General features: G+C 44.4%; 10 protein-coding genes. 9 read left to right on the top strand and 1 reads right to left on the bottom strand.

The genetic code is table 11. The annotated features are described in order from the left end of the window. The first annotated feature begins 6 nt into the window (after nucleotides 1-6). The 9 genes from ACFVU8_RS16500 (at nucleotide 7) to ACFVU8_RS16460 (ending at nucleotide 10284) form a co-directional block, all read left to right on the top strand. On the top strand, nucleotides 7-1056 hold the full coding sequence (locus tag ACFVU8_RS16500; RefSeq protein ID WP_387428522.1) for a hypothetical protein: 1050 nt from the start codon (nucleotides 7-9) through the stop codon (nucleotides 1054-1056). A gap of 11 nt (nucleotides 1057-1067) precedes the next feature. Further along, nucleotides 1068-1937 carry a hypothetical protein gene (locus ACFVU8_RS16495; RefSeq protein WP_387428520.1) on the top strand — a complete coding sequence of 290 codons (870 nt, stop codon included), beginning with the start codon at nucleotides 1068-1070 and terminating at the stop codon, nucleotides 1935-1937. 58 nt (nucleotides 1938-1995) lie between these two features. Further along, on the top strand, nucleotides 1996-2205 hold the full coding sequence (locus tag ACFVU8_RS16490) for a hypothetical protein (protein ID WP_175370636.1): 210 nt from the start codon (nucleotides 1996-1998) through the stop codon (nucleotides 2203-2205). 6 nt (nucleotides 2206-2211) lie between these two features. Continuing rightward, nucleotides 2212-2355 (top strand): hypothetical protein, encoded by a 144-nt coding sequence (locus tag ACFVU8_RS16485; protein ID WP_175370637.1) that lies wholly within the window; start codon nucleotides 2212-2214, stop codon nucleotides 2353-2355. Between the two features lie 15 nt (nucleotides 2356-2370). Continuing rightward, entirely contained in the window at nucleotides 2371-2751 is a 381-nt protein-coding gene (locus ACFVU8_RS16480) for a hypothetical protein (RefSeq protein WP_387428517.1), read from the top strand. 18 nt (nucleotides 2752-2769) lie between these two features. Continuing rightward, the gene (locus tag ACFVU8_RS16475) at nucleotides 2770-3267 is read left to right on the top strand and encodes a hypothetical protein (protein WP_387428514.1); all 498 of its coding nucleotides are present in this window, start codon (nucleotides 2770-2772) and stop codon (nucleotides 3265-3267) included. Nucleotides 3268-3474: 207 nt separating this feature from the next. After that, on the top strand, nucleotides 3475-4080 hold the full coding sequence (locus ACFVU8_RS16470; RefSeq protein ID WP_387428512.1) for a hypothetical protein: 606 nt from the start codon (nucleotides 3475-3477) through the stop codon (nucleotides 4078-4080). Nucleotides 4081-4116: 36 nt separating this feature from the next. Then, nucleotides 4117-6357, top strand: a complete 2241-nt coding sequence (locus ACFVU8_RS16465; protein ID WP_387428509.1) for a hypothetical protein — start codon at nucleotides 4117-4119, stop codon at nucleotides 6355-6357. Between the two features lie 12 nt (nucleotides 6358-6369). Next, nucleotides 6370-10284 carry a hypothetical protein gene (locus ACFVU8_RS16460; RefSeq protein ID WP_387428507.1) on the top strand — a complete coding sequence of 1305 codons (3915 nt, stop codon included), beginning with the start codon at nucleotides 6370-6372 and terminating at the stop codon, nucleotides 10282-10284. 27 nt (nucleotides 10285-10311) lie between these two features. Here ACFVU8_RS16460 and ACFVU8_RS16455 read toward each other — a convergent pair whose 3' ends face one another. Further along, nucleotides 10312-10941 carry a hypothetical protein gene (locus tag ACFVU8_RS16455; RefSeq protein WP_379465461.1) on the bottom strand — a complete coding sequence of 210 codons (630 nt, stop codon included), beginning with the start codon at nucleotides 10939-10941 and terminating at the stop codon, nucleotides 10312-10314. Nucleotides 10942-10968: the final 27 nt, after the last annotated feature.

Here is a 10968-nt window from a genome sequence, read left to right as displayed (position 1 = left end):
GAATCTATGAATCTGTTGCAGTATTTACTACGGTTTGCTCTGCATGTTCTTGTGGTATGGGCATTATGGCTGATGATTAAACCGCTCGTGGAGCAGCATTTACGGCAATTTGGGGAAAAGTTGGATCAGAAGCTGCACCGAAAAGCCAGCATGTTTGGGCAAAAGGTCAGCAAGTTCCGAAAGAGCTTGTGGATCTACCGCCATCTGGATCATCTGCTTTATTTTGCGCAACGGAAGTACGAGCCTGGAATCAGTGTGATGCGTTTTATGTTTGGTTCCGGCATTGTGTTTACGGCTGTTTTCTTATCCGGTCTATTGACACTAAGCGAGCTTCCCGGTCGATTGAGCTTCGCTAACCCGTTTATGGAGGGGGTCACGTTTAAACAGGGATTACCCATTCAGGGGGCCTGGAGGTTTCCGTTATTTTCGGCCATTATTTCTGCGCTGATACCTTACTTTCGGTTAAGGTATGTCCATGCGCAGCGCAAGGTGCGCGGGAGTTATGATCTGCTGGATGTGGTGAAAATATCGACTAAATTCACACATCTATCGGTAGATTCCATTTTGAACAAAACAGCTGATTTTCTCACAGAAGATAATGTGCTGAAGACCCCGCTCAAGCTGCTTGGCGCCGCCTTTTCCAATTACAGCAATGAAAGAGAGTTGAATGAGGAGGCTGCACGCTTCTCTTCCGCAATTGGAACAACCTTCGCCGTTGAGTTTGTATCAGATTTGTTGTATTCGGAGAAGGAAGGCACACGTTATCTGAAAAACTCGCTCATGATGCTGAACCGTTCGATGGAGCAGCAGCGGGAGACCATTATCTCGGTAAAAGCAAATAGTCGGGACGCAATCAGCCTGGGGCTGTACGGTAATCTGGTGGTGCTATTTTCTTCTGTGGGAACCTTCATCTACATGCTGAAGCCTGATGTGTACCTGCGACTGCAGTTCGAGACTCCGATCGGCCTGACCTTTTTGATGATTATCATTACGGGACTTTTTGTCTCCTTTGTCATCAGCACGGTTCTTGCCAGACCTAAACTGGACTACCATTAAGGTGATGAACTATGGATAGATTATTTTTATTGCTTGCCACTTTGGGAGTTGCGTACGTTGCGTTGTTAGTTTTTGTGAGCAGTAGCAGTAAGCAGGAACGCTATCTTCTAAGACTTGGCCTAAAGTGGAATAAGATTGGTGAGCGTGTGCAAAACGACCGTCTACAGCAGCTGTTGGACCATAGCGGATTACCTGTATCGGCCCGGAAAATCACCCTGTTTCGTTACTCTGCCGCGCTTATCTATCTGCTACTTCAGGTTATCGGGGATTTCATTCGAGCCTCTCCATTCTCACTTTATGATCCATTGATTGCAGGCCTCATTCTTGTGGTTACTAGTCCTGTACGTTATCTTCCGTTCGGCTGGCTGCTGTCATGGTATCACCAGAGAACGATGGTGCAAAAGGATGGCGAGCTAATCTCCTTCATTCGTCTCTATGAGAATAATAGGCTACGCAAGCATGGGTATGTCCAGCTGTCTGCTTTTTGCGGAGGTTCTGCCGATCATTTTCAGTATATCCGTCAGGATCTGCACGAGTTGTCAGAGCGCGCGGTCGATGAAGGGGTGGAACCGGCTATAGAATGGTTTTGCGGAAGGTTTCCGGCGAACCACAGCTTTATTAACGATATTCGTTCCATTTTGTTAGCTACCGAAAGCATGGACGACGATGTGGAAGCCGCTAATTATTTGCGAGAACAGGGGAAAATCATCTCGAAAATCTCCAGTGATCAGTATTTGCGGAAATGGTCCTTTATCGGGGATATTTCTACGATTGTGAACGTTATTCCGTCGATCGCCACGTTTTTGATGATTGTTTGTCTGGCGATGCAGTACATCATGCTAATAAAAGGGAATTTTGGTGGTCTAGGGATGTTCCAGTGAAAAATTGTCATATTCAAGAATCGGATAAAAATATACAATTAAAAGGGAGATATTAACAATGAAAAAAGATGCTATTTCTACAGGTATGTTTATCGCTATCGGATTTTTGTGCGTTGCTATCGTTATCGCCATCCTGGTTCCTGTCGTCCGTGATGTTGTTAACAATGCGCGTGACAGTAAACCAGACATCCCTAAAGTAATGAATGTACAACCGTCAGGACAGATTCAAAGTGCTGCAACCCATTTGTTGACAGACAGCCAAGTGTAACCAGATATGAAAAAGGACTCTATTTCTGTTGCGCTTTTTCTAGCCATTGGCTTTGTCATCGCTGGGATATTTATTACCGCAGCTACTGGCATCATTGGCGACAGTCAGGATGACATCATTACTTACACAAAGCAAGTAGAACAATACTAGAAGGGGGCAGAATCCGTGAAGGCGACTGTCCTTAGGGCATTGTTCATGTGGCTCGTCCTCTTTATTATTTTGCAGCCGATATTCACTTATCTTGATTATTTGCTCGATCTGCAGGTGAAGGCGAACACCTCATTTCTGACTCAAAAGGCGGCTACCGAGGGAATGGTTACCTCTGCAATGAGAAGCGAGGTGATATCCAATCTGAAGGCGGTCGGTATTCCAGAAGCTTCGATCTCAATCACCAGCAGTACAGAAAGCGTACAGGCGCGTAAGCAGCGGATTGACGTGTATGTAACGGCACCGCGTCTTAATCTGTTTCCGTACAAATTTTCCGGGATGTCGCAGCCGACACGTTATTACGGGCATGGATCCATCATGAGTGAGTATTTGGATTAGATAGGGATGGGCTAACAGATGGACTATATTATCAAACTGGCTTTTGTACTACTGATCTTTATTTATTCCTGGTTCTTTCAAATTCAGAATCAGGAATGGGACACGCTGCGAAGCATGCTGAAGGATGCCGGTAACGTCGCAGTTCATGATGCTGCACAAGAAATGGATGAGGCTGCCCGCGCACAAGGCCGACTGATTATCGACCCCGCCCAAGCTTATGCAACCTTTGAGGATTCGCTTCGCCATAATCTTGGTCTAGGTAATGATCTTTCTCCCAAGGTGGGAAGTAGATTTCGAGACAAGGTCAAAATCTTAAAGTTCGATATCGTAGATGAATCCAAAGGAGCAAGATTCCCATTACTCTACGAGGACCGTAAATACGGCATCACCAAATATCTACAAGGTCCTTCCGTTATAGCGGTGATAGAAACTAAGCATCCGGTATTGATTGCTAGAACAAAAACGCAGGAAGCCATTACCGTGCCAGCAGTTCAGGAGTACAAGTACAATAAGTAATTTGAGCGGCAATTGGAGCCCCTGAGGATGGTATGTCCTGAGCTCTGTTGTTGCAATACATACCCCCGTTGTGGCGGATAACCTGTTCAAGTATGGCGTAAAAACTACCCGGTGAGATGAATCACTGAAGCATATTTGGAGTGGGTAAACCTGATCCGTGGCCTTAGGTGGCCGCATCAAATAAATATCCTAAAGGAGATGTTTCGAATGAAGAACACAATGATGAAGGTAACTCTAGCAGTAACGATGTTGGTAGGTGGAGTTTTGGGGCAGGGTGCAGTGGACGTTTCGAAAGCAGATGCAGCAGCTCCTACTACAAAAGCCCAGCCGATCATGACTGATAACTTGTCGAAGTATGGGCTGAAGAAAGATGTGGAACTGCCGGTGACGGTTACTACCGCAGGTTTGAGTTATACGCTTGAGAAAATTATGATTTATGACTTCAACTCTACTGAGGCAATTAACTTGCGTAAAACTTACAAATACGGTGATCAGTCTGGTTTGATTGCTAAACCGCAATATTTTATTTGGACTAAAATTACCGTCAAAAACAATAGCAAGAAGACAATAGATAATATTAACGGTGAATATTGGGATTTGAGATTCGGTAAAGACATTGTTGATCCTGTATCGAATTGGTCGCGCATTGGCAAAACCAATGATAAGTTGGCCCTTAATAGAATTGTTCTAAAACCAGGAGAACAATTGTCAACTTATCAGGCTTATATGTATAAGGGTAGTTTTAACTATTTCGCTATTGGGCTGGCCCATGATGGTCAATTCAGTGAAAAATACATTATGGAAAATCAATAGAGGTAGAAGATTATGAGGAAAACCACGTATCTTGTATTGATTTTTACATTGTTACTGGCAGGCTTTCCAAATCATGAATATGTCCAAGCTGCGGATGCGGGAACCAAATCTGGTTCCCTTGCTATTCCGATCACAACGGGGTTAACAGGGGCGAGTAATAGTGCAAAAAGCTTTTTATTAGATCTGCCTAGTGGAGTGGCAAGTGCTACTGTTTTGCAAAACACTCTAAAGTATACCGGAAATAACGAGAAGGTTGGCAATCTTTCCATTGAAAATGGAAAGATAAAGCTGACTTTGAAAGGAACAGCTAATAAGAAGGTTATCGATGATGTGCAGGGTTTTAATGCATCTTATGATCGGAAGTATAACACTAAAATCTACAACTCAATCTGGTTATATTCCGACGGAAGACGCTGGCAAATTAATGAATACGATGAAAATAATAATGCTATGAAACACAAAGATAAACCCGCTGAGGACGGATATCCATCTCATGATCCTCCCTTGACGGTAGTAACAGCGGGACCTTTACAAGATAGTTCGTATCTCAAATGGTATAACGGTTCTGTATCAGAAGTAATTGACTCACAAGATATAATCAATTCTTCCATTAGACCTGTTCTCACTTCCTATTCTGATTACGTGAAAGATGAGCCGAAATTTAAAAACGGTAGAGTTATTATCAATTACTATATTCCGAATAGCGTTCCTTATGAACCTGAAGATAAAGAGGGGCTGGTTGGTAAGGCTGAAGGAAGAAAATATTTTGCCTTTGTCAGCTATTATTATAAAGCTAAAGCCAATGTTACCACTTACAGTTATGGTGGAAACATCACCTTCGACTACTCCCTACCTACTGAACCCACCCTGAACGGAACCGCTACGCTAGAAAAACCAAGCCCGAACCCAAGCAAATTGGAAGGCAATAAGGTTGAAGTGAAAATTAATGTCAAAGGAGATCTGCTAGGGTATACAGACACCTCTAACATAGAGGAATGGGTTTTTTATGCGAAGGAAAAAGGAAAGACCTCCGCTGATATGAAGAAAGACTACAATAAGGTTCTTGCAACATCGAAGAGCTTCGATTTTGAAATCCCGGCCAGTCGAGTAACCAGCGATAACTTTAAGCAGGATTATTCACTTGCTGTTGTCGTTCGTTTCAAGAAGCCGGTTCCTACGAAGGCAGGGAAGACAATAACTTCTTTGGAGCAGAGTATGGATGTGTCTGCAGGAGTGTATAAGAAGGACAGCCCGGTCAGTTATCCAACTGTACCGAGTACACCAACAAAACCAGAAGGAAAGCCACCAATTGCCCGAATCAGCGCACCGAAGTATGTCAAAGCAGGGAATGATATGTTGGTCAATGGCGGGGCTTCAAGCGATCAGGACGGTTACATTACTGACTATGCCTGGGGAACACATGGGGCTCAGGGGGGAATTGGTAATACTTCGAGGGGATACATATGGTACACCCGAGAACAGGTTGGTCAGACCTTCCCGATTGCTCTTACAGTAGTCGATAATGATGGCCTTATCGGCAGCACCAGCACCGAAGTGACTGTTATTGAGCCGACTCCAGATGCCAGTCTTCAAATAAACGGATCGCTCAAACAAAACAGGAAAACTATCTTAATTAATAGCAGCCAAAGTCCGACTAGGTTCCCGATTATTAAGGAAAAGACCCGGGTAACCCTCAGCGCAATTAGCGGGGGAACCAATGCGGATATCAAATACGTGGGCAGCTTGGCTGAGCTGGAGAGTAAGGATGTGCTCTTTAAGAAGCCGGGCAAATATCGGGCTACCATCCATGTAGAAAACACAGCAGGATATGGCGCTGATAGCGAGATTACCTTCGATATCGCTCCCGATGAACTCCCCTTTGCGTATTTTAATATCCCTGGGAAGGTGTACAGAGATCCGAGTAACTGGAATAAAGCAGTCGTTTCCATCGATGATATGTCCTTTTCTCCAGACAAGGATAATATCGGCCGTCGGATTTGGCAGTATCGATATGATTCCAATAACAACGGGAGTTTTACAGATGAAGGATGGGTAACGTTCAACGATGAGAACAAATCCCGTCTGAATTTGGAATTGTATCAGGTTGGGAGATACGAGATCCGGCTCACAGTTATTGAAGAGTTTGGTCAGGCGACGATTGAAGATTTTGTTACGGATAACGACAGGCAGCGAAACAACTCTGATAACACTCAGAATGTGATTGAGCGGATTGTCGAAGTGAATAACCGTGCGCCCGAAGTCGATTGGGATCTATAGAAGGAGGAACAAATGAAATTTTCGAAAAAAATAATCATGACCCTAGTGTTTGTTCTTCTGATCACCTCGTTCTCCGAACAGATCCTTGGGGTAAAGGAATTGACAGCAACGGTCTCTGCCGCAGAAAGTGATGATGTCATACGCTATAAAGACATCATTTTTAATCCGGGTATTGGACAACATGACGGTTGGATCAATATAAATTTCCCTACGACCAAGTTAACGAATATTACTTACAACAAGATTACTAAAAAGCTATCGTATGACATTGCTCCCGGAAACCCAGATGTGGGGATCGGAATTTATAATTGGCAAATGCCTAGCGGGAGTTCAAATTTATGGGCGCAAACCATAACGGTGGAATCCTGTTTATCGGTTTATTCGGAGGGAGGTCTGCAATCTGAGATTGCTTATGGAAATAATGATTATCAGTGTTTTGGACCCTCTATAGGTGAATGGGCAGGCAATGTTAATTCCTGGTCTGCCGATTACGGGGCATGGTGGAAATTCAACAATCCAGATATTATTAATTATAATTTTTCTTTCAATATGTCTGAATTAAGAGATCGTCAAAAAAATAATAATTATCCAAATGAAAAAAATAATTACCTCCCAAATGAATACCTGGAAGGATGGAATTACTTTACTGGCTACAAGGCTGGCGACCCTGAATATGTAAGAATGAGAATGAATGTACGCTCAGCTTGGCGCAGGACAGATTTAGGTGAGCTTTTAACAACTAGGTATGGGCCGGGAGGCTGGACTCCCTATATGACGGAGGTAGCACGCCTCATACCCAATCATCCCCCTACATTATCGGTAGGGACACCTAACGGAATCACTTTGGTTAACGCCCCGAATTTGAGCGGTATAAATATTGAAGGGTATGTCAGTGACCCTGATAACGATGATGTGACGGTAACAGCAGAGATACCTAATGTGTTTTACAAAAAAACGGTAGTACCACAAGCAAAAACATCGAAACCATTTTATATTCCAATCGATGCGATCCAGGACGGCATTCCCCCCGGCACATACACTGTTCTGATCACAGCGTCAGATCCTTCGGGATTGAAACAAACTGCAAATTTAACCATTAACGTTAAACAGCAGCTGCGCAATAAATCCTTTATTTTAATAGATACAACAATCGAGACCAGAACGAAATTTTTTGACTCTGAAGGCGATCCTAAGTACACGGAGCGTTACAGATACGATCATGATCCTAACTTTTATGACAACTCTATGGGGATCATTGGAGACAGCGGACTTTGGCGAACTACTCCCTATCTCTCATTTCCGTTTACCGGGGTATACACGGTAATATTCCAAGGTCGTGATAACCCGTTAAACGATGACCGATTTGATGTCTATCGGAAGTGGAGCCGTGATAACTTATCCTCCATGACCTTCCATGTACATCGCAAGCCGATTGCTTTGTTTACCGCCAAACTGGTCGGGGGAACGCTTCAGATTACAGACAGTAGTTACGACCTGGATCATATCCGTGCCGTAAATAAAGGTCTAGTGGACCGGCAGTGGCAATATAAGAAAACTGAATCGGGGGTTTGGATTGATGGTCCACCGCCTTCAAATCTTCCATCTACTGATCAATATGATATTCGTTTACGTGTGAGGGACGTGGATGGTGAAGATGGATTAGGGGTTTGGAGCGACTGGTGCCAGCGGACGGTTGGAGCTGCTACGAATTTACCACCGGTAGCGCTCTTTACGGTTGATCCGAATATCGTCTCTTATCGCAAGGCAACGACGATTACAGACAGGTCATTTGATCCCGATAATGACCCATTGGATATTTATCAATGGTCTGTGATTAAAAATGGTTGGCAAGAGGTATGGCCTTATTGGGGAGGAGCAGCTACCCCTCCGAATATTGCGCAATTTGGGGTGGGGACGTATCAGATCACTCTTAAGGTGCATGATAACCGTGGCCTTTGGTCGGAACCATACACTCAGACTGTGAAAGTCATTAATCATCCACCGGTAGCAGCCTTTAATATGCCGACAGAAGTGTACCGAGATACGTTGATTACGATGGAAAATATGACACCAGATCCGGATGAAGATGGAGATAGTCTAACCTATCTCTGGTATGCAAGAAATAATAGCAGTCCATATTATTGGGCGGGTAATCATCGAAACCAGAACATGACAATCCGGGATTTGATCGCTCAAAATGGCATTACCCAGCAGCAAGCTATTTCAGATGGTTGGGAAATGCGATTGACTGCTTCAGATGGTTCGCTCAGTTCAAGTGCCACGCGAGTGTTTAAGGTGTTAAATCATGTTCCGACTGCAGCCATAAACGGTCCTGCGACGGTATATCAATTTGACACAAAGCAGTATACCTCGGCTGATAATGACGGAGATCCATCGGATGTAGCCAGCTTACAATATTTTTGGAAGGTAACGGACAGTGACGGAACAACTAAGCTATACCGAACCCCAAATATCCAAGTGAATTTTCCAGAACCGGGAATTTACACTTTGGAGCACTGGGCAGTGGATCAAATAGGAGCTAAATCCAATGTGGATTCACTGAAGGTCACGGTCTACAAAAATCTGGCGCCATCCATGACAATAACATCTCCAGTCGGAACAGTCGCCAATCCGACCGTTCTTGATAGCGAGAAACAAGGAGACCCATTGATTCAATGGACATACTCCGATCCAGAAAATGATCCGCAAGAAAAGTACAGACTAGAGTTTTTTACCAAGAAGGGTCTTTTAGAAAAGAGTATTGAAAATCCGGACCCTACCGGTTCCATTCGGCAATATCAGGTTCCTAACGGAACTTTCGAACGCTTTGAATATTTCACGGTTTTAGGACGGGCCTATTCCAAAGGTTCGTGGTCTGAGGTATCTAATGAAAAGTCCTTCATCATCGATAACCCGCCGAAACCTGGGTTTACACTGATTACGGATACCGGCAAGGATGCTACGAAGGTACCAATCTATCGTACAGATGTGCTAAGCATCAAGAGTACAGCTTCTGATCCGGACGAGCTGAAGGGAGACGTTCTATCCTATAAATACTACCTTAAAGCTTCCAGCGGAGCAGAAGCATTGGCCAGCTCACAGAAGGACCTCACCAAACAGTTCACATCTAATGGTACATTTACGTATCGTCAGGTTGTTACCGATTCACTGGGGCTGTTCAGAGAGTTATCCCAAAATATCACCGTGGTGAACCGGTTGCCGAAGGTCAACGTTACGTATCCAACGAGTGACAACCCGAATAAGCCGACCATTGCCAGTACATTGACTCCAATTATTAAGTGGGACTATCAGGATGAGGATGGAGATCTGCAGCAACGTTTCCGTGTGAGAATTGTCAATCTGGCCACTGGAGCGATAAAAGTACAGTCCGGGGACCAAGTCTCATCTGCGAAGCAGTGGCAGATTCCTGCGGGGGCTCTGATCGAGAATGAAAAGTATGCCGTAGAGGTCGAGGTGTTTGACGGATTTGACTGGAGTAATGTTTCCGTTCGGAAATATCTCATGGTGAATTTGTTGAGCGTTAAGGGCGGAGTGAAGCATACGGAAGAGTGGAATTTGAACCGGCAGAATTATAATCTGAAGAAGAGTGGTGACAGAGAGCAGCCGCGGGGTTATAGCGTGTTTTGGGCGGGAGAGAAATTTGTTTTCCTAGCGGACACTACAGGGTTGCCGGATACGGTGGAGGTGACTATGCCGGGCGGGTACAGCACACAGCTGCGTCCGGACAATGAGGATAAGCTGGTATGGAAGGGGGAACTGTATGATTCCTCTTTTGAAAAGCTGCCTGACGGCCCCCTTACGTTCACCTTCACGGCTACGAACGAATATCAGGTCAAAATCGATAAGGTAACGGTTCAAATCCTGGATGATTGGTCAGAGTATTTCCGGTTTCATCGTATAAAATAGCAAGTATGAACGGCGGAGGAAGGTCGATTAGATAACGGCTTCCTCTGCCTGTTCCTTTATATCCTTCATCATTCTGGCGGAACCAGAAGTCATAATGAACGTGTCTGAGCGAGCCGCATTATAATTGATCTTGCGCAGGTAATAGCACAGCTTGCCACTATAAATCTTATGGTGATACAACGAGAGGGCAAAGTCCTCTGGCGTAACAAAGCAGGATGGTTTATTCACAGGAAGCCTCTGGGTCTCTTCGAAAACAGACGCGACGAAATGCGAGCAGAAATAGGCGTTTTCCCTGTCGATTTTAATATTAAATAATACTCCAACCAGGCCCAGTAAATGATATTTGTAACGGTCCTGGTGTTTCATCATGCCCTGAACGTGATTATACATAGTATCGTATTCCTCATGAGATACCTTTAATTGATAAATTGCACAGTTTGCACTGTTATAAAAAGGGTCCACAAAGTTCTCTCGTATAAGCCCGGCGACAAACGGGTTGTACATTTTTTTCCTGCCGAAGCTGTAGACTTCCCGCAATTCAGGATCAAAGGCAATGGAGGCGTGATTTAGATTGGCCCTTGTGAACAAGCGGATAAAGCCGCTAAAAGCGGTACCCGTTCCGGTCAACACAATATAGATATGTTTGCTTTGAGTCATGTCCCAGATCCCTTTCTGCTGGTAGTA

It is taken from the genome of Paenibacillus sp. NPDC058177, assembly GCF_042883835.1.
In the GTDB taxonomy this organism is placed as follows: Bacteria; Bacillota; Bacilli; order Paenibacillales; family Paenibacillaceae; genus Paenibacillus_AQ; species Paenibacillus_AQ agri.
Note: the sequence above shows the minus strand (reverse complement) of the source record. Positions and strands in the feature narration are given on the sequence as shown.